The 18,334-nt window shown below is 63.9% G+C and carries 19 protein-coding genes; 9 read left to right on the forward strand and 10 right to left on the reverse strand.

Going from position 1 to position 18,334, the window contains the following annotated elements:
- The 3 genes from QRN54_RS05460 to QRN54_RS05470 form a co-directional block, all read left to right on the forward strand.
- Window positions 1-766 (forward strand): ABC transporter permease (locus tag QRN54_RS05460; RefSeq protein ID WP_007730130.1); only part of this gene is annotated, 766 nt, incomplete at its 5' end.
- 132 nt (window positions 767-898) lie between these two features.
- Window positions 899-2,350: a M20/M25/M40 family metallo-hydrolase gene (locus tag QRN54_RS05465; RefSeq protein ID WP_285181717.1), complete on the forward strand. Its 1,452-nt coding sequence runs from the start codon at window positions 899-901 to the stop codon at window positions 2,348-2,350.
- Window positions 2,351-2,463: 113 nt separating this feature from the next.
- Window positions 2,464-3,315, forward strand: a complete 852-nt coding sequence (locus QRN54_RS05470; protein ID WP_007730127.1) for an adenylate/guanylate cyclase domain-containing protein — start codon at window positions 2,464-2,466, stop codon at window positions 3,313-3,315.
- Between the two features lie 18 nt (window positions 3,316-3,333).
- On the opposite strand, the gene thiD is transcribed toward QRN54_RS05470, so the two are convergent.
- Window positions 3,334-4,176 carry a bifunctional hydroxymethylpyrimidine kinase/phosphomethylpyrimidine kinase gene (gene thiD / locus QRN54_RS05475; protein WP_003945044.1) on the reverse strand — a complete coding sequence of 281 codons (843 nt, stop codon included), beginning with the start codon at window positions 4,174-4,176 and terminating at the stop codon, window positions 3,334-3,336.
- Between the two features lie 237 nt (window positions 4,177-4,413).
- Here thiD and QRN54_RS05480 point away from each other — a divergent pair, with 237 nt between their 5' ends.
- Window positions 4,414-4,764: a GNAT family N-acetyltransferase gene (locus QRN54_RS05480; RefSeq protein WP_042453439.1), complete on the forward strand. Its 351-nt coding sequence runs from the start codon at window positions 4,414-4,416 to the stop codon at window positions 4,762-4,764.
- 44 nt (window positions 4,765-4,808) lie between these two features.
- Here the strand turns inward: QRN54_RS05480 and QRN54_RS05485 are convergent, their stop codons facing one another.
- From QRN54_RS05485 to QRN54_RS05495, 3 genes are read right to left on the reverse strand one after another with little or no spacing between them, the layout of a single operon-like run.
- The gene (locus tag QRN54_RS05485) at window positions 4,809-5,609 is read right to left on the reverse strand and encodes an exodeoxyribonuclease III (protein WP_042926198.1); all 801 of its coding nucleotides are present in this window, start codon (window positions 5,607-5,609) and stop codon (window positions 4,809-4,811) included.
- 16 nt (window positions 5,610-5,625) lie between these two features.
- The gene (locus QRN54_RS05490) at window positions 5,626-6,567 is read right to left on the reverse strand and encodes an N-acetylglutamate synthase, CG3035 family (RefSeq protein ID WP_202426378.1); all 942 of its coding nucleotides are present in this window, start codon (window positions 6,565-6,567) and stop codon (window positions 5,626-5,628) included.
- A gap of 10 nt (window positions 6,568-6,577) precedes the next feature.
- A complete protein-coding gene (locus QRN54_RS05495; protein ID WP_003945053.1) occupies window positions 6,578-7,177 on the reverse strand; it encodes a peptide deformylase in 600 nt (199 codons plus the stop codon).
- Between the two features lie 244 nt (window positions 7,178-7,421).
- On the opposite strand from QRN54_RS05495, the gene napA reads away from it, so the two are divergent.
- From napA to QRN54_RS05520, 5 genes are all read left to right on the forward strand, one after another.
- Entirely contained in the window at window positions 7,422-7,772 is a 351-nt protein-coding gene (napA, locus tag QRN54_RS05500; protein WP_007730120.1) for a nucleoid-associated protein NapA, read from the forward strand.
- A gap of 53 nt (window positions 7,773-7,825) precedes the next feature.
- Window positions 7,826-8,416, forward strand: coding sequence for a LytR C-terminal domain-containing protein (locus tag QRN54_RS05505; RefSeq protein ID WP_054827817.1), 591 nt, complete (start codon window positions 7,826-7,828; stop codon window positions 8,414-8,416).
- A gap of 95 nt (window positions 8,417-8,511) precedes the next feature.
- On the forward strand, window positions 8,512-9,213 hold the full coding sequence (gene sodC / locus QRN54_RS05510; RefSeq protein WP_007730117.1) for a superoxide dismutase[Cu-Zn]: 702 nt from the start codon (window positions 8,512-8,514) through the stop codon (window positions 9,211-9,213).
- 90 nt (window positions 9,214-9,303) lie between these two features.
- Complete coding sequence (locus tag QRN54_RS05515; protein WP_003945034.1) at window positions 9,304-10,428, forward strand: glutamate--cysteine ligase; 1,125 nt, start codon at window positions 9,304-9,306, stop codon at window positions 10,426-10,428.
- A gap of 107 nt (window positions 10,429-10,535) precedes the next feature.
- A complete protein-coding gene (locus tag QRN54_RS05520) occupies window positions 10,536-11,903 on the forward strand; it encodes a phosphatase PAP2 family protein (protein WP_003945056.1) in 1,368 nt (455 codons plus the stop codon).
- Here QRN54_RS05520 and mnhG read toward each other — a convergent pair.
- The 6 genes from mnhG to QRN54_RS05550 are packed head-to-tail and all read right to left on the reverse strand — an operon-like array spanning window position 11,869 to window position 18,208.
- Complete coding sequence (mnhG, locus tag QRN54_RS05525; RefSeq protein ID WP_003945045.1) at window positions 11,869-12,213, reverse strand: monovalent cation/H(+) antiporter subunit G; 345 nt, start codon at window positions 12,211-12,213, stop codon at window positions 11,869-11,871. The two genes, QRN54_RS05520 and mnhG, sit on opposite strands and share 35 nt — an antisense overlap.
- Window positions 12,210-12,479, reverse strand: coding sequence for a monovalent cation/H+ antiporter complex subunit F (locus tag QRN54_RS05530; protein WP_003945061.1), 270 nt, complete (start codon window positions 12,477-12,479; stop codon window positions 12,210-12,212). The genes mnhG and QRN54_RS05530 overlap by 4 nt, the downstream gene beginning before the upstream one ends.
- Entirely contained in the window at window positions 12,476-13,048 is a 573-nt protein-coding gene (locus tag QRN54_RS05535; protein ID WP_003945063.1) for a Na+/H+ antiporter subunit E, read from the reverse strand. The genes QRN54_RS05530 and QRN54_RS05535 overlap by 4 nt, the downstream gene beginning before the upstream one ends.
- A complete protein-coding gene (locus QRN54_RS05540; protein WP_003945059.1) occupies window positions 13,045-14,745 on the reverse strand; it encodes a Na+/H+ antiporter subunit D in 1,701 nt (566 codons plus the stop codon). Before QRN54_RS05540 ends, QRN54_RS05535 begins: the two co-directional genes overlap by 4 nt.
- Window positions 14,742-15,374, reverse strand: coding sequence for a Na(+)/H(+) antiporter subunit C (locus QRN54_RS05545; protein ID WP_003945054.1), 633 nt, complete (start codon window positions 15,372-15,374; stop codon window positions 14,742-14,744). The genes QRN54_RS05540 and QRN54_RS05545 overlap by 4 nt, the downstream gene beginning before the upstream one ends.
- Window positions 15,371-18,208, reverse strand: coding sequence for a Na+/H+ antiporter subunit A (locus QRN54_RS05550; protein WP_007730104.1), 2,838 nt, complete (start codon window positions 18,206-18,208; stop codon window positions 15,371-15,373). The genes QRN54_RS05545 and QRN54_RS05550 overlap by 4 nt, the downstream gene beginning before the upstream one ends.
- Window positions 18,209-18,334: the final 126 nt, after the last annotated feature.

Consider the following 18,334-nt stretch of genomic DNA (forward strand, 5'->3'; position numbering starts at 1 on the left):
TGTTCTCAGTGCTGAACGTATCAAGATCACCACGACCAAGTCGCCGCTGTGGTGCTCGGTCATCATCGTCGTGCTCGCGCTCGGCTTCGCGGCCATCATGGGCGCGGTTGCCAAGTCGGCTCTGACGTCCTCCGACGTCCAGGGAGCACCGGACCTCGACACCGCCGTTGCCACGGCCGGCATCTCGGGTTTCGGAATCATGGTTCTCATGATCATGGCGGCCCTCGCGGTCACCAGTGAGTACCGCTTCGGGACCATCCGCACCACCTTCCAGGCCGTTCCGAACCGTGCCTCGGTTCTGATCGCCAAAGCCGGCCTCATCGGTGCTTTCGGTGCTGTACTGACATTTGTTCTCGCCTTCGGCGCGTACGCCATGGCCAAGGCCATCGCCGGTACCGAGGCGAGTGCCGGATTGACTCTGTCGAGCGGCAGTGACTGGCGCGCGATCTACGGCATCCCGATCTACGCCTTCCTGTGCGTGATTCTCGCTGTCGGCGTCGGATCGATCATTCGCCAGTCGGCCGGCGCTATTGCGTTGCTCCTGCTCTGGCCGCTGCTCATCGAGAGCCTGTTCGGACTGTTCGGCAGCTTCGGCGAGAAGATCACCCCGTTCCTGCCGTTCGCGAATGCAAACCACTTCCTCAGTGCGAGCAGCGGTGGCGTCGACTTCCACTGGGGACCCTGGGGCAGCCTGATCTACTTCGCGGCCTTCGTTCTGGTGATTTTCGGAGCAAGTATTGTCATCGTGAATCGTCGCGACGCCTGATCTTGTCGCTCCCTCGGTAGGTGTTGTCGGGAGACCTACCGAGAACCAGGAGTGACAGCAGAGTAGGGACCCAGTACGAAAAACCATTCGTACTGGGTCCCTTTCCTGTGCTTCGGCCGATATCCTCCGAAGATGAGACTCTTCGGTGTGGTTGTGGTCGCAATGGCTGGAGCACTCGTGGTGAGTGGATGCTCGTCGGGAAGTGAAGCGGCCGTCCCGACAGACCCGGTTGCATTCTCCGAGACCGTCACCGTCGACGCCGTGACCGGGCATCTGGAGCAACTCGAGAAGATCGCCGCCAACAACGAGGGCAATCGATCGGCCGGTACCCCCGGCTATGACGCCAGTGTCGACTACGTGGCAAACCTGCTCGAAGACAAGGGTTTCGAGGTCAGCACCCCGGAATTCGACTTCAGCTCCTTCGATCCCGGCACCGAATCCCTGAAAGCCGCTGACGGCTCCGATGTTCCGGTGCGGGCGCTGACATATTCCACTTCCACGGGACCGACCGGAATCACGGCGCGTCTGGTGGCGATTCCCGCCGACGAGACCCCCGGTTGCGAGGCCACCGACTACGACGGCCGCGACGTGAACGGTGCAATCGTGCTGGTCACCCGCGGAGTGTGCCCGTTCGGCGACAAGCAGAAGATCGCCGCTGATCGCGGCGCGGCGGCGTTGCTGGTTGCCAACAACGAGGACGCAATGCTGGGCGGGGCTACCTTGGGTGAACCCGAAGACGCCCGCATTCCGACCGGCGGGGTGAGTAAGGCGTCGGGCGAGGCTCTTGCCGCAGCGCCCGGAGACCTCACGCTGATTCTCGACACGTCGACGGAAACGACGAAGTCGCGCAACGTGATTGCGCAGACCAAGACCGGCGCGACCGACAACGTGGTTGTCGTGGGCGCCCACCTGGACAGTGTGCCGGAAGGTCCCGGAATCAACGACAACGGAAGCGGTACCGCAGCCGTACTGGAAACCGCGCTGCAGATGGGAAGCTCACCGAGCATCGAAAATGCCGTGCGTTTCGCTTTCTGGGGAGCGGAAGAAGTGGGATTGGTCGGCTCCACCCGCTACGTCGAGGGTCTGAGCGATCAGGAACGGGCCGACATCGCCCTGTACCTGAATTTCGACATGCTCGGTTCGCCCAACGCCGGATACCTGGCTTACGACGGCGACAACTCGGATGCCGTCGAGGAGGGGCCCGGGCCCGAGGGGTCGGCGGGCATCGAGCGCACCTTCGTCGATTTTCTCGCCGGGCGAGGGATTGCGGCGGACGGAACGGACTTCGACGGGCGCTCCGACTACGGCCCGTTCATCGAGATCGGGATCCCGGCGGGTGGCGTGTTCAGCGGCGCGGACGAGCGCAAGACGCCGGCACAGGCCGAGAAGTGGGGCGGAGAAGCGGAGGAGACCTTCGACCCGAACTACCACAGTGCCCAGGACAACCTCGCGAACATCGATCGCGAAGCGCTCGCTGCCAACGCTTCTGCAGTAGCCTTCGGAGTTGCGACGTATGCCCAGGATTTGAGCGGGCCGAACGGAGTTCCCGTCGGCGATGCCCGGACACAGGCCAGAACCGAATGATCGACTGACCGAATGATCGACTGACCGAATGATCGACTGTGCGAGCGACCAGGAGGCCACTGTGCGAGAACGGCGGCAGCACACTGTCTGTAACTCTGAGTTACGCTTGAGTTATGGCTGATCTGTCCCCGGAGAACACCGACACGGCAGGTGCTTCTTCCTCCTCGGTTCGAGGCGTCGTCGACGTCGTCTTGAACTCTGCGGCAGAACTTAACCGTCGGCAGCAGCTCATCGACGCGCTACGACGCCTCAGGCGGGCACTACCCGGTGATCCAGGGTTCGGGGACCCGCTCTCGCTCGCCGGCCCCGGCGGTGCCCGCGCCGTGGCGCGCGTCGCTGACAGATTGCTCGATCAGAAGCCGGCAGCCACTCGCGAAGTGAGCCTCGGAGCACTGCAGGTGTGGCAGGCAGCGCTGGAAAAGATGGGCCGCGGACGTGGCGATCAAGAACTGACCATCGTCTTCACCGATCTGGTGGGCTTCTCCACCTGGTCGCTCGCAGCCGGTGACGGCGCGACGCTGACCCTTCTGCGTGCGGTGGCGCAGGCCGTGGAAACTCCGATCACCGACAACGGCGGACACGTCGTCAAACGGATGGGCGACGGTCTGATGGCAGTGTTCATTCGCCCGGATGCGGCTTTGAAGGCGGTGTTCACCGCGCAGGACGCGCTCGCGGAAGTCGATCTCGACGGATACACCCCACGCATGCGCGTCGGCCTACACACGGGTACCCCGCGTCAGATCGGTGACGACTGGCTCGGCGTCGACGTGACCATCGCCGCCCGGATGATGGGCCTGGGCGGCGACGGCAACGTCATGATGTCGGCGACAACTCTCGAGGAACTCGAAGCCGGCACCCTGGAGGATCTCGATCTCACGATCCGGCCATGGCGGCGAGGGTTTTTCGCGACCACGCCCAACGGAGTTCCCGTCGACCTGGGAATCTGGCGCGTGCGCCGGAACTAGCGCCCTGGACCTCGAGCGCTAGACCTGGAGCCGCCAGAGCGGGGACACCGGACCGTGTCCCGCGCCGAGGTCGTACGACGCCTCGAGACACTTGGTCACCCACTCCTTGCCGAACGCCACCGCGTCCGGAACGGAATAGCCGTGTGCGAGAGCGCAAGTGATCGCAGCAGCCAGCGTGTCTCCGCCGCCGTGATCGTTGCCGGTGTCGATCCGGGCACTGCTGAATTCGAGGAAACGGTCGCCGTCGAACAACAGGTCGGTGGACAACTCCGAAGTACGAAGGTGGCCACCCTTGACGATGGACCATTGAGCGCCGAGCGCATGCAGCGCTTCTGCCGCTTGGCGGGCGCTCTTGTCGTCGACGACCTCGATACCGGTGATCAACCGAACCTCGTCGAGGTTCGGAGTGACCACCGTGGCTGCCGGAATCAAGGTGTTGCGGACCGCGTCGAGAGCTTCTTCGTGCAACAGCGGATCGCCGTGCATCGACGCGCACACCGGGTCGACCACGAGCGGAATCGGACGGTCGCGGCCGATCCCAACCTCGGCGGCAACCGCGGCCACCGCTTCGATGATCGTCGTCGACGCGAGCATTCCCGTCTTCGCCGCACCGACGCCGATGTCCGAGACCACGACGCGCACCTGGTCGGCGACGATCTCCGGCGGAATCTCGTGGAATCCGCTGACTCCCACCGAATTCTGGACCGTCACTGCGGCGACGGCCACGCAGGCGTGCACTCCGCACATCGCCATCGTGCGGGAATCGGCTTGAATGCCGGCTCCGCCACCGGAGTCGGTTCCGGCGATGGTCAATGCCCGAATCGGGGTCTGTCCGGCGGGGGTCAGGGGCAGCAGCTTCACGACGACGAGCCTACCGATCGGACCTGGGGAAACGGCAGCTCGGTCCCACCTCTCGCGGGAACGACGGCGCGAACTGCGATTGCGATCCGGTCGTTCCCGGTGCAAAAATTGGTCGAACCCGGGACAGCGTCGTCGGTAGCTGATTCTATGAGTGGCATGGATCACAGTTATGGAGAGCGTGCGAACGCAGCTGTCGCCGATCGCGCAGGTGCACATCGTGCCGTGGAGGTCGCCGCAATGAACGACATCGAAAATTCGAAAACCGGAACCTCACCGGAAGTCACGCTCGTGGACAATCCGTCGCACGAACGATTCGAACTGCTCTCCGACGACGAGTTGGTCGGCATCCTCGGATACCGCGACGAAGACGAGATTTCGGGGAGCGGAGCCGAAGCGGGCGACGTGGTTGCGTACATGCATACCGTCGTCAAAGAGGAGTACGGCGGGCAGGGACTGGCAGCCGTACTCGTGCAGTTCGCAATGGACTGCGCCCGTGAACGTGATTGGTCGGTACGGCCCGTGTGTACCTATGTTCAGCGGTACCTCGGCGAGCATCCCGAGTATCTGGAACTGCTCGTCGAGGACTAGAAGCCCGAGGGTGCAAACAGACGATCAGGCTCCGAGATTCACGATCACCCGAGATTCACGATCACCGGAGCGTGATCGCTGGCGCCCTTGCCTTTTCGCTCGTTTCGATCGATCTCGGCCGCCTCGACGCGTGCTGCGAATGCCGGTGAGCCGAGGATGAAGTCGATTCGCATACCCTGCTTCTTCGGGAAGCGAAGCTGCGTGTAATCCCAGTACGTGTACACGCCGGGACCGGGTGTGTACGGGCGAACTACGTCCGCGAACCCGGACTCGGTGAAGGCGGTGAACGCAGCTCGTTCCGGCTGCGACGTGTGGGTCTTGCCCTCGAAGAAAGCGGGATCCCACACGTCGTCGTCCGTGGGAGCGACGTTCCAGTCGCCGACCAGGGCGATCTGCGCGTCGGGATCCTGCTTGAGCCAGCCCTCCGCGTCGTCGCGCAGCTTGGCCAGCCAATCCAGCTTGTAGGCGTAATGCGGGTCTTCCAGCTCACGGCCGTTGGGGACGTACAGGCTCCACACCCGCACACCGCCGCAGGTGGCACCGATCGCACGTGCCTCGCGGACCGGGTCTGCCTCGGGATCCTTGTCGAATCCGGGCTGATCCTCGAATCCGATCTGCACGTCGTCCAAGCCGACGCGGGAAGCGATGGCGACACCGTTCCACTGGCTCAACCCGACGTGGGCGACCTCGTAGCCGATCTCCTTGAAGCGTTCGTACGGAAACTGCTCGTCCTTGCACTTGGTTTCCTGCATTGCCAGGACGTCGACGTCGGATCGACCGAGCCAGTCGATGATCCTGTCGGTACGGGCACGGACGGAGTTGACGTTCCAGGTAGCGATGCGCACGAGGGCAAGCCTAGCGTCAGCCGCCGACAGGATCGGTGGCGTATCGGTAGCGGTGGTGTTCGACGAATCCGAGCTGCTCGTAGAGCGCGATCGCCGCGAAGTTGTCCGCCGAAACCTGGAGGTACGCGTGCGTCGCACCGTTCTCACGACCCCAGGAGAGTAGATCTCCGCAGATCAGCGACCCGATTCCGTGACGACGGTGTTCAGGGGCGACGTGAATGCCGGTCAGTCCTACCCAGCGTTTGTGGTCGGGTGCCTCGGTGAGCGCAGCGCGCCCGATGGCAAGCGTCGTGTCGGTGTTTCCGATCGCGCCGAAAGTTGCAGTGCCCACGACAGCCGTGAGGACCGCCTCGACGTACGCCGGATCGCCGTGGGCGTCGTACATCGACAGCCAGTTGTGGTCGGGGCGGTCGGCGAACGAGGTGACCGGAGGACCGAGCGGCAGCGTGACATTGCCCAGATCGGCGGCCATCACGATGGTTTCCTTCTCGCTGCTCCACCCGTCCGGAGCGGTGCCGAGTCGATCGGGGAGGAGCAGCAGGGTCGGCAGTCCGCGGTCACCGAACCACTGGCGTATCCGCTCGATGGTGCTCGCGTCGAAGCCGGCAACCGCCCCCGCACCACCGAGCGGCAAAGCCGAATTGGCGCGGCCGGTGACACCGTGACCGGCGCGCAGCAACCAACCGTCGATCCACGCCTGCTCGACCCCCGGCCACGCCGCCGCAGCAGCCGTTTCGAGGTTTCGAATCTCGCCGATGCGAATCGGGCGGGCCGAGAGACTCTTGAGCGCGATCACCTGATCGGCGGAGACCTGGACCAGCCGACCGTCGCCGGCGCGAACGGCGATGGGATCGGCGCCCTCGAGGATGCCGATGACGTCGGTCATGGGATGCGAATAGCCGGGTGGGAGCTTGTATCGCAAAACCACCCGGCTACCGATCGAAATGTTGCCGTTCAGAGCAGAATTCTCAGTCTTCGTAATCGTCGTCGTCGTGACCGAACGGATCGTCGACGGTCCCCGGCGTCCAGGTCAGACCGGGCTTGCCCCAACCGGAACGCTTGATGATCTTCTTGGCAGCGCGCGCGTTGCGGCCGATCAGTACGTCCGTGTAGAGGAAACCGTCGAGATGCCCGGTCTCGTGCTGGAGCATCCGTGCGAAGAATCCGGTGCCCTCGACCTCGATCGGGTTGCCGTCGGCGTCGGTGCCGGTGACCTTCGCCCAATCGGCGCGACCCGTCGGGAACTGCTCGCCGGGAACGGACAGGCAACCCTCGAAGTCTTCGTCCGGGTCGGGCATCGTCTGGGGGATTTCGGACGTCTCGAGTACCGGGTTCACGACGACGCCGCGTCGACGCTCGCTGCTGCGGTCGTCACCGGGGCAGTCGTAGACGAAGACTCGCAGTGGAACACCGACCTGATTGGCCGCCAGACCGACGCCGTTGGCAGCGTCCATCGTCTCGTACATGTCTGCGATCAGTTCGGCGATCTCGGCCGGGGACTGAGTGACCGGCTCTGTCGCCTTGTGCAGTACCGGGTCGCCGACGATTCGGATGGGGAGGATAGCCATGCGGACAAGGATAGTGCGGCGCGCCCGCGTAGTTATCACGGCCCGCACACTCGATCATGGTTCAATGGTTGCTGAAGAACAGCGATGTAATTCGTTGCTCGGTCGGAACGTGGGCCGCGGGGGAAATTGTGAGTTACCTTCGGGCCAGGGGACCGGGAAACTCACGGCCGCGAGAATTCGGTCGGAAAAAGAACACCGGGCATACGAGTCTCGCTGACGCCGAGCACAGCAGTCGAGGAGTGACATGGACGGCGCAACCGCGCGTAGTCGGAACCAGTCCGAAGGCACTGGCGCCGACGATTCGGTAGTAGATACAGCAGGCATGCACGAGGTCGGCGAAGACGGCCTCACCCGCCGGGAGCACGACATCCTCTCTTTCGAGCGTCAGTGGTGGAAGTACGCCGGTGCGAAGGAAGAAGCCATCAAGGAGTTGTTCGACATGTCGGCAACCCGCTACTACCAGGTTCTCAACGCCTTGGTCGATCGCCCCGAATCCTTGGCGGCTGATCCCATGCTGGTCAAGCGCCTGCGTCGTCTGCGTGCCAGCCGTCAGAAGGCCAGGGCCGCGCGTCGCCTCGGCTTCGAGGTCACCTGAATCACGCGTACATATGATCGGGCTGTCCACGCACTGGCGATAAGGTCGACATCGTGAGTACCCCGAAAGAGCAGCCGTCCGGACCTCCGCTTCGCGCAATCGCCATGGTGTTGATCGCGTTGGCGATCGTGTTCATCGGTCTCGGAGCAGCCTCACTGGGTGGATCGAGCGACGGTGGATCGGGCGACGAGAACACCGCAGCACAGCAGACCGAATCCTCGGCGTCTGCCACGACGAGCGCCCCCGCGCCTGCCACCACCAAGCCTGCAGCGACGACGCAACCCGCTTCGGGCGATACCACCACCACGTCGCGTCCCTCGGGAACTGCGACGACCACGACTTCCAGCTCCGCGAGCGGCGCCGACACGTCGAATGTCAGCGTTCGAGTTCTCAACAACAGCACCGTCTCCGGTCTGGCAGCAGGCACCGCCGAGGAATTGACGGCAGCAGGTTGGAACGTCGAGGAGACGGGTAACTACAGCGAGGGCACCGTCAGTACGACGACGGTGTATTACGGATCGTCCGCGGCGGAGAAGGCAGCGGCGCAGAAGATCGCGGCTGAACTCGGAGTCTCCGCAGAGCCTCGATTCGCCGGCATCGCGAACGCGTCACCTGGCGTGATCGTGATCGTGACCTCCAACTGACCGGTCGTGAAGGTGGAACTGACCCGTCGGTTCCAGCTACTACACGCGCCGTTATGATCAGAAGCACTTTCTCGCCACCTCAAAGGAGCGGTTCGATGGCCCCCAGCAGCACCCGGCGTATGTCCTGGCGCGTCGTTGCCCCTGTAGTCGCGATTGCCGCTTTCGGCTTGACCGCTTGCAGTAACAGCGAAGAGCCCAGCAGCGTCCCCGGCACGACTCCTCCGGTGTGGACCGGTGCAGCCGATCCCAGCGCGCACGAAAGCGCGGGCGGCCACGGTTCCGAGACGGCTCACGCCGGCGCTTCTGCCGAAACGGTCACCGCAACGCTGAACGGCACCGACGGCGCCAAGGTCGGAACGGTCACGTTCGCGCAGGAAGGTAGCGACGTCAAGGTCACCCTCGACGCCAAGGGCCTCACCCCCGGCTTCCACGGATTCCACGTCCACCAGGTCGCCAAGTGCGAGACCAATTCCGTTGCCCCCAGCGGCGGAGAGCCGGGTAACTTCCTCTCGGCAGGCGGACACTTCCAGGCCGAGGGTCACACGGGCCACCCGGCGAGCGGCGACCTCACTTCGGTTCAGGTCCTCGAAGACGGCACCGCCACACTGGTCACCACGACCGATGCATTCACCGTCGACGAACTGGTCGCAAACGGTGGAACATCCGTCATGATCCACGCCGGAGCGGACAACTTCGGCAACATCCCGACGCGTTACGCGCCGGCACCGGATCAGCAGACCCTCGACACCGGTGACGCCGGCGGACGCGTTGCTTGCGGTGTCATCACCAAGAGCTGACAAACTCACCTGAGTTTTGCATCACTTCCGGCGACTACCACGCAGTAGCCAGCACGGTGTTTTTACCGACACTGTGATTGGATTCTCTGCGTGGTAGTTCCATTTCCAGGTTCGCCGCGCCCGACGCTGGGCGTGGAGTGGGAGATCGCGCTGGTCGATCGCAAGACCAGAGATCTCTCCAACACAGCAGCCGAGGTGTTTTCGGCGGTCGAAGAGCTTGCCGGCTCCGAAACCCCGCACATCACCAAGGAACTACTGCGAAATACCGTCGAACTCGTCACGGGTATTCATTCGACGGTCGGCGAGGCGATGAGTGATCTCGACAGGTCACTGGATCTGCTGCGTCGCGCTGCGAATCCGCTGGGCGTCGACCTCATCAGCGCGGGCACGCACCCGTTCGCGCAATGGTCGACTCAGTTGGTCACCCGGACGCCCGACTACGACGAGCTCATCGAACGCACGCAGTGGTGGGGTCGGCAGATGCTGATCTGGGGCGTGCACGTCCACGTGGGTGTCTCGTCCGCGGACCGCGTTTTCCCCATCATCAACGCACTGCTGCAGCGCTATCCGCATTTGCTGGCGCTGTCGGCATCCTCGCCGATGTGGGCCGGTGTCGACACCGGCTATGCGTCCAATCGAGCGTTGATGTTCCAGCAGCTCCCCACCGCAGGTCTTCCGTACCAGTTCGAGAACTGGGCCGAATACGAGTCGTTCATCGACGACCAGATGAAGACCGGTGTGATCACCAAGATCGGTGGCATGCACTGGGACATCCGTCCCGCGCCGAAGTGGGGAACCATCGAGGTCCGGGTGTTCGACGGCGTCTCGACACGCGCCGAACTGGGTGCCCTCGTTGCTCTGGTCCACTGCCTCATCGTCGATCTGGACCGCAGACTGAGCGCCGGTGAGACTCTGCCGAACATGCAGCCGTGGCACGTCAAGGAAAACAAGTGGCGCGCAGCGAGATACGGACTGGACGCCGAGATCATCCTCGACTCCGACGCAAACGAGTGCCTCGTCACTGACGATCTGGATCGCCTGCTCGACGACTTGGCGCCGATTGCGGTCTCGCTCGGCTGCGCGGACGAGTTGGCGTCGGTGGCGGACATTCCCCGTCGCGGCGCGTCCTACCAGCGGCAACGTCGTGTCGCGGAAGCGACGGGCGGCGATCTGGTTGCGGTCGTCGACGCCTTGGTCGCAGAGTTGGGCACCTAGCAGGTTCACAGTGCGAATGGCTGTTTCGCGGACTGGAAATCCGGGCATACCAACCGTTTGTCCAGTGGGTGTCCATATTCAGTTCACACGCCGTTTACTATTGTCCGGTGTTGATAGACAGTTGGTCCCAACGAGGGGGCGCACCCGGACAGTCGGACCGTTCGTGGTCGAGTTCTCACCGACTCCTTCTGATCGGCACAGCAGCATTGACCGTGCTGGTCCTGGGCGTGCAGGCGTTCGCGTCGTACAAGGGCTATCTCGGTCCGGTGGAAAGCCTGTTTGGTGACTACTTCCTCGTTCCCCGCTCCGCGACCATGCCTTGGGTGGGCCTCGCTCTCGCGCTCGTCGGACTGAACAACAAAGAACGCATCTACGCGGTATCCGCGGCCGTCGTGATCGACGTGGTCGTCGGCGCGATCCGCTGGTTCTCGGGTGGACCGCTGACTATGGGCACCGGCGGCACCTGGGTGCTGACGGCCATCGCGGTGTACGCGGTGTGGAAGTTGTCCGGTGAGCGTCGACTCAGCGTTCTGCACGGCGTCGCGCTGGGCGCGTTGCTCATCATCGCGGCCAAGGTTGCCGAGACGTGGCTGGAGATCACCATTCTCGTCGGCACCGACGTGTGGGACGAGTACGTGTTCCTCGCCGACCAGGCTCTCGGGAATCCGTCGTGGGTGATGGGCCAGATCGTCGACGCCATGGGCCCCGTCGGTGCAGCAGCCCTCGACTGGATCTACGTCGAACTGCCGGTCGCGGTGATCGTGGTTGCTCTCTATCAAGTACGTAAGGGATGGCCGTCGCATCACCTGCTGCGCACGTTCCTGCTCATCGGGCTGATCGGCCCGATCTTCTACGTCCTGTTCCCGGTGGTCGGCCCGGTGTTCGCCTTCGGTCCGCGTGGGTTCGGATTCCAGATCGGTGACTACTGGCCGAACATCGTGCCCAACTTCGACTTCGCATCACCGTCGTCGCTGCCGTTCGACGACGCCGCACCGCGAAACTGCATGCCGAGCCTGCACACCGCGTGGGCGGTCGCATTGTTTATCCACTCGCGCAGCGGGCCGTGGTGGATTCGCAGCCTGGGATCGTTCTGGCTCGTTGCGACCCTGACCGCGACGCTCGGTTTCGGATTCCACTACGGCGTCGACCTCATTGCCGGTGCCGTCCTGTGCTTGACCCTCGATGCGGCGCTACGGGATCCGGAGCGAGGCTGGGGGTGGTTCCGAGTGCGTCTGTTGATCGGTGGCTCGGCACTCCTGGCGGGATTGTTGCTCTCGTACCGGTTCGCTGCGGTGCAGATGGCCGAGTACCCGGCGATCTTCGGGCCGCTGCTGATGGCTGTCCTGGTTCTCATGTCGGTGGCGTACTTCGCCACCTTCTTCGCCCGCCCCGGCACTGCTCTTGCGGTGTGGGGCGAGCGCGACGGCGAGTGGGATGCCGTTACAGGAGAGAGTCCGGGTCTTCCAGCTCGTTGATCTTCATGAGGTCGTCCTCTTCGCGCTGTTCGCGGTAGGCGACTCGGCCGACGCTGTGCGCGATCACGGGCGCCGTCAGCAGCGTGAAGATGCCCACCAGGACCAACATCCAGATGTCGACGCTCCCACGAAGCAGGAACACGGCGCCCATCAGGACCAGGATCAGTCCGACCACCTGAGGTTTCGTGGCCGCGTGCATACGACGCAGAGTGTCGGGGAAGCGAACGATTCCCACCGCGGCGGTCAGCGCGAGCAGCGCGCCGAGGAAGATGGAGATGGCCCCGATCGTGTCGAGGATGTTGCCGATCACTGGTCACTCACCCGGAAGCGCGCGACGGACACCGAACCGATGAAGCCGACCAGCGCCAGCGCGACGATCGCGGGAACGATGGTCGTGTCTTTGCTGTACGCGGCCCAGACCGCGAGTCCACACATCGAGACCGCGATGATCGTGTCCAGGGCGACGAGGCGGTCGAGTGAGCTCGGACCGTCGAGCAATCGGAACGTGGTCAGTACGGCGGCGATCAGCAGAATCACTCCGGAAATGATCAAGATCGTGGTGATGAACCCGTTCATGGTTGGTCCTCCTGCCGGGGTGCATCGAATTCGTAGTCGCGCTGGTGCCATGGGCTGGGTTGCCAGTCCGAATCACGTTCGAACGACGCGATGAACAACCGCTCGAGGTCCTCCACCGAGCGGTAGAACGCGCTGACGGCTTTCTGCGAGCCGACGTCGAGCACGTGGACGTAGACGATGCGTCGGTTCTGGTCGATCTCGAGAACCATCGTGCCGGGGATCAGGTTGAGAACGTCGATGCACAGCGTGAGAACCAGGTCGGACTTGATCCCGAGTTGGTACCGCAGAACTCCGGTGACCGGCGGCGGCGACGGACGGATCGCCAGCCACGCGACCTGGATACTCGACTGGATCGCGTAGTACACGATCATCCACAACAGACGCAGAATCGACAGCAGATGTACCCGACCCTCGACCGGTACGCGGGGGAGGGGAAGCAGGACCATGATGATCAGGCCGACGGCGAGTCCGCCGAAGATGTTGCCGAAACTGATGTTGCCCCACAACAGGATCCATACGACCATCAGCCACAGCAGGATCCCGACGCGGAGTACCTGTTCGCGTTTCATCGCGGAGCCTCCTCGGTATTCGGGACGTCGGTGTTCGGGGCCTCGGTATTCGGAACGGCTGCGGGGTCGTCTGCAGCGACGGGAGCTTCGTCGACCGGCACGGGCCGGTGGTTGCCGAGAACCGCGTCGATGTAGATGGACCGGTCCTGCAGATCCTTCGCCGCTCTGTCGCTGATGTCGATGATCCGGCCCGCGAACACCGTCAGTGCCAGACCGACGATGACAAGTCCGACCGTCGGAATCAGCATGAAGAGCGGAATCTTGCCGACATCCTCGCGGTCGACGAACGCGATGTCCTCTTCGGACTCGTCGATCAACGCTGACGGGCTGACGTCGGCGAGGTCACCTTCGGGCGCGTCGGCCCGGGCTCGCCAGAAAGCCTTGGTCCACACGCGGGCGACGGCGTAGAGCGTCAGCAAGCTGGTGATCGTGCCGCCGGCAACGAGGATCCAAGCCAACGCGCTGGCGTCGGCCGCACCGGCCTGAAGGAGCGCGACCTTGCCGATGAAGCCCGAGAACGGCGGGATACCACCGAGATTCAGCGCCGGGATCAGGAAGACGATCGCGAGGATCGGGCTGGCCGCCGCCAGACCGCCGAGACGGCGCAGCGACGACGACCCGGCTTGTCGTTCGATCAGACCCACGACGAGGAAGAGCGTCGTCTGCACGATGATGTGGTGGGCGACGTAGTAGATCGCGCCGGACAGCCCGGACGTCGTGGACAGTGCGATACCGAAGATCATGTAACCGATATGGCTGACCAGTGTGAACGAGAGCAGACGTTTGATGTCGCTCTGCGCGATGGCACCCATGATGCCGACCACCATCGTGAGCAGGCCGCACACCATCAGTACGTTGTCGAGTTCTCCTTGCGGGAACAGCAGTGAGTGTGCGCGGATGATCGCGTACACACCGACCTTGGTGAGCAACCCGGCGAAGACGGCGGTGATCGGTGCGGGCGCGGTCGGATACGAGTCCGGTAGCCACGCGGACAGCGGGAAGACCGCAGCCTTGATGCCGAACGCCACGAGCAGGACAGCGAAGATGGCGGTTCGTGTGCCCGGCGGAATGTTGTCGAAGCGCAGGGCCATGTCGGCCATGTTGAGGGTGCCGGTCGCCGCGTAGGCGAAGGCGATGCCCGCCAGGAAGATCAGCGAGGACACCATCGAGACCATCACGTACGAGACGCCTGCCCGGACGCGGTCGGCGCTGGCACCGAGCGTCAGGAGCACGAAACTCGCGGCGAGCAGAACCTCGAACCCGACGTAGAGGTTGAAGAGGTCACCGGCGAGGAACGCGTTGGAGATACCGGCAGTCAATGCGAGATAGGTCGGCAGGAAGATCGAGACCGGCTGGGCCTCGCTGCCGTCGCGAATACCCTGACCGATCGCGTAGATCATGACGGCGAGCAACACCACCGACGAGACCACGAGCATCATCGCCGAGAGACGGTCGACCACGAGTGTGATGCCGATGGGGGAGTCCCAGCCGCCGACCTGAACGGCCGTTGTACCGTCGCGGTCGGCGAGGTAGAGCAGCAAGCCCGACACCGCGACGACGCCGACGAGCGCGATCAGTGTGATCACGCGCTGGAAACGAGGACGTCGGCCGACGACCAGCGTCGCAGCAGCGGCCAGCATCGGGATCAAGACGGGCAGGGGCGCAAGGGCTCCCATCAGGTTGTCCGAGATGGTCATGCGCCCCCACCTCCCTCGATCTTGGTCTGGCGAGCGTCTTTGCGCCGCTTCTCGGATTCCTTCTTACGAGCAAGGTCGGTGGCCCAGTCGGGTACCGGTTCGTCCTCGAAGTCGCCGTCGTGGAGGTCGTCGTAGCATTCGATGTCCTCGAGGTTGACCAGTTGTTCGAGGGGAATAGGGTTGCCGTCCTTGTCGAATGCGTCGCCGCCGATGCTCGGGGCACCGGTGACCGGGTCGTCGGAGCGGTCGTGGTCGGGAGCGTCGGCAGGCAGGCGACGCTTGAGAACCTTGGTGTCCTCGGGATCGTCCTCGACGGCGTCGGCGGTGTTGATCTTGTAAGACCGGTACGCCAGTGCCAGAACGAAGCCGGCGATACCCATCGTGATCACGATCGCCGTCAGGATCATGCCCTGGGCGAGCGGATCCGCTATTTCCTCGTGGACCGAATCTCGGCCGACAATGGGCGGATTCCCGTCCGATCCACCGACGGTCAGGATCAAGAGGTTGATGGCGTTGCCGAATAGAAGTAGACCGAGCAGCATCCGAGTGATGCTTCGTTCGATCAGCAGGTAGACACCGGCCGACGTGAGGACGCCGATCAGGATCAGCATTCCGATGTTTGCGCTCATGGTGCTTTCACCTCGATTTCTGCGTCGAGGCGGGCGCCGAGACTTCGGAGTACGTCCAGGACCAGGCCGACCACGATGAGGTAGACGCCCAGGTCGAAGAACAGTGCGGTGACCAGTTTGACGTGGCCGATGAGCGGGAGTGTGAACTCGAAGACGGCGGACGAGAGCGCCGGGGCGCCGAGGAACAGCGACACCAGGGCGGTGCCCGCGGCCAGCGCCAAACCGAGGCCGAGAATCTTGCCCGCGTCGATGGGTACGGCTTCACCGAGTTCGTAGCGTCCGCCGGCGAGGTACCGAAGTACCAGCGCCAGGCCCGCCGTCAGGCCTCCGGCGAAACCGCCACCGGGGGCATTGTGACCGGAGAAGAAGAAGTAGATCGACAACACCATGATGGTCGGGAAGATCAACCTCGTGGTGACCTCGAGAACCAGCGAACGGTGTCGAGGATCGATGAGGTCTCCGCCGCGCAACCACGTCGTGTCCGAGTTGGCAGCTGCCTTGTCGACGATGACGGAGGGGGCGTCCGCGACGCGCGGCGCGATACCGAACCGGCGGTTGCGGAAGACGAGGCTGGCGACGCCGGTTGCCGCGACCAGCAGCACCGAGATCTCACCGAGGGTGTCCCATGCGCGGATGTCGACGAGTAGGACATTGACGACGTTCTTGCCGTTGCCCAGGTCGTAGGCCGCGTCGGGAAGCAGTTCGTAGATCGGACGAGTGTTTCGGGCATTGGTCGCGAAGGCCGCGATGGTGGTGACGGTGATACCGACGGCGACAGCGAGTGCGGCACGCGGCCACTTGAAGCCGATCGCCTTGCTCTCGTCGACTTCGGCGGGGAACTTCCGGAGCACGAGCACGAAGATCACCAGTGTCAGTGTCTCGACGAGGAACTGGGTCAGCGCGAGGTCGGGTGCGCCGTGCAGCGCGAACAACACGCCGCAGCCGTAGCCGGTGAGTCCGACGAGGATGACGCTGGCGAGTCGGTTGCGCATCAGCGTCGCGGCGATGGCGGCCGAGATCATCATCAGCGCGATAGTGAACTGGATGGGTGAATCCCACATCCGAAGGTCGACTCCGCCGCCATCGGTGTCGATGATCAGCAGGAACAGCGGCACAACGACCAGCGTCGCGAGAATCGTCGACTGTGTGCGGGGGAGCGAACCACGCTGAGTGGCACCGGTCAGGCGCATCGAGATGGTGTCCATGCCGCGCAGGGTCGCGTCGTAGATACGGTCGGCGTTGCCGAGCGGCGGGTGCTCGAAGTGCAGTCGGCTGATCTGACGCTGCGCGATGTAGAGCGCGATGCCGCCGGCGATGACGATGCAGGTGAGCAGCAGCGGAGTGTTGAATCCGTGCCACAGCGCGAGGTGGTAGTCGGCGTGAGGTCCGGGGGCCAGTGTGGTGGAGTACGGGGTCAGCAGCTTCTCGAGCTGGGGCGAGAGAATGCCGGCGGCCAGACCGAGAACAGCGAGCAGGCCGGGCGCGAACAGGAACAGCCAACCCGGCTTGTGCATCTTGCTCACGGCTGGGCTGGGCTTGCTCAGGGTCTTACGTCCGAAGGCGCCCCAGATGAAGCGGACGCTGTAGCCGACGGTGAGGATCGAGCCCAACACGATCACCGTGACGACGGCGATGGACGACCAGTGGCCGAGCGCGTTCGTTTCGAGCACCGATTCGAGTGCGGCTTCCTTGCCGACGAATCCGAGTAGCGGTGGCAGACCGGCCATGCTGGCGGCAGCGAGGCTCGCGATGATCGCGAGAGCGGGTGCCGCTTTACCCAGGTGAGCAAGTTTGCGCAGGTCACGGGTACCGGTCGTGTGATCGATGATGCCAACGACCATGAAGAGTGCGGCCTTGAACATCGCGTGCGCCACGACCATCGTCATGCCGGCCAGGGCGGCGTCACGCGTGCCGATGCCGACCAGGACCATCATGAAGCCGAGTTGGCTGACGGTTCCGAAGGCGAGGACGAGTTTGAGGTCGTACGCGCGCATGGCTCGCCAACCGGCGAGGATCATCGACAGCAGACCCAAACTGATGATGGTGATGCGCCACGGCGGCGAATCGGCGTACCCGGGAGCCAGGCGCGCGACGAGGTAGATACCGGCCTTGACCATTGCAGCAGCGTGAAGATAACCGCTGACAGGGGTTGGCGCGGCCATTGCACCGGGAAGCCAGAAGTGCAGGGGCACGATTGCCGATTTGGAGAGCGCACCGATCAGGATCAGGACGATCGCGACGGACGGGAGCCACCCCGTCGGCGGGTTCGCGACCAGTTCGGACAGGTTGTAGCTGCCGCCGACCTGGCCGAGGATGATCATGCCGACCAACATCGCCAGACCACCCGCGGTGGTGACCAGCAGTGCCTGGGTCGCGGCGCGGCGGCTGGTGGCGCGTTCGGCGTAGTGACCCACGAGCAGGAACGACAGGACCGTTGTCAGTTCCCAGAACACGTAGAGAAGCAGCATGTTGTCGCTGGTCACTAGCCCGAACATGGCACCCGCGAAGGCGACCATCTCGGCGGCGAAGATACCGAGTCGAGGTTCGTCGTCGGTGAAATAGCGGGCGCAGTAGACCAGGATGAGCGTGCCGACACCCAGGACGAGCACGGCCATGATGGCCGAAAGCGCGTCGAACCTGAAGTCGATGTCCATCGACAGCCCTGGAACCCAGGTGATGTGCAGCGTCTCGACGGTGCCCCATTTGTCGATGACCCAGCCGAGGCCGGCGAGGGGGACTATCGCGAGGGGGAAGAAGCCGTTTCGCCCTAACCTGCGCACCACAAGCGGAGCCAAGAGGGCGGCAACGGCATGGGCAAGCAAGATAGCGAGCAAAAGGCACTCCGTCGTGTTGTCAGCGGGCGGCGGGGTGTCCGAACAAAATCGAACCTATCGGATTAACGAGACAATTCACCTTGTCGGAGAGGTTGTCTTTGCGTACATATTACCGGGCGTGGCAGT

Source organism: Rhodococcus sp. MEB032 (assembly GCF_030208925.1).
GTDB lineage: Bacteria > Actinomycetota > Actinomycetes > Mycobacteriales > Mycobacteriaceae > Rhodococcus_F > Rhodococcus_F qingshengii.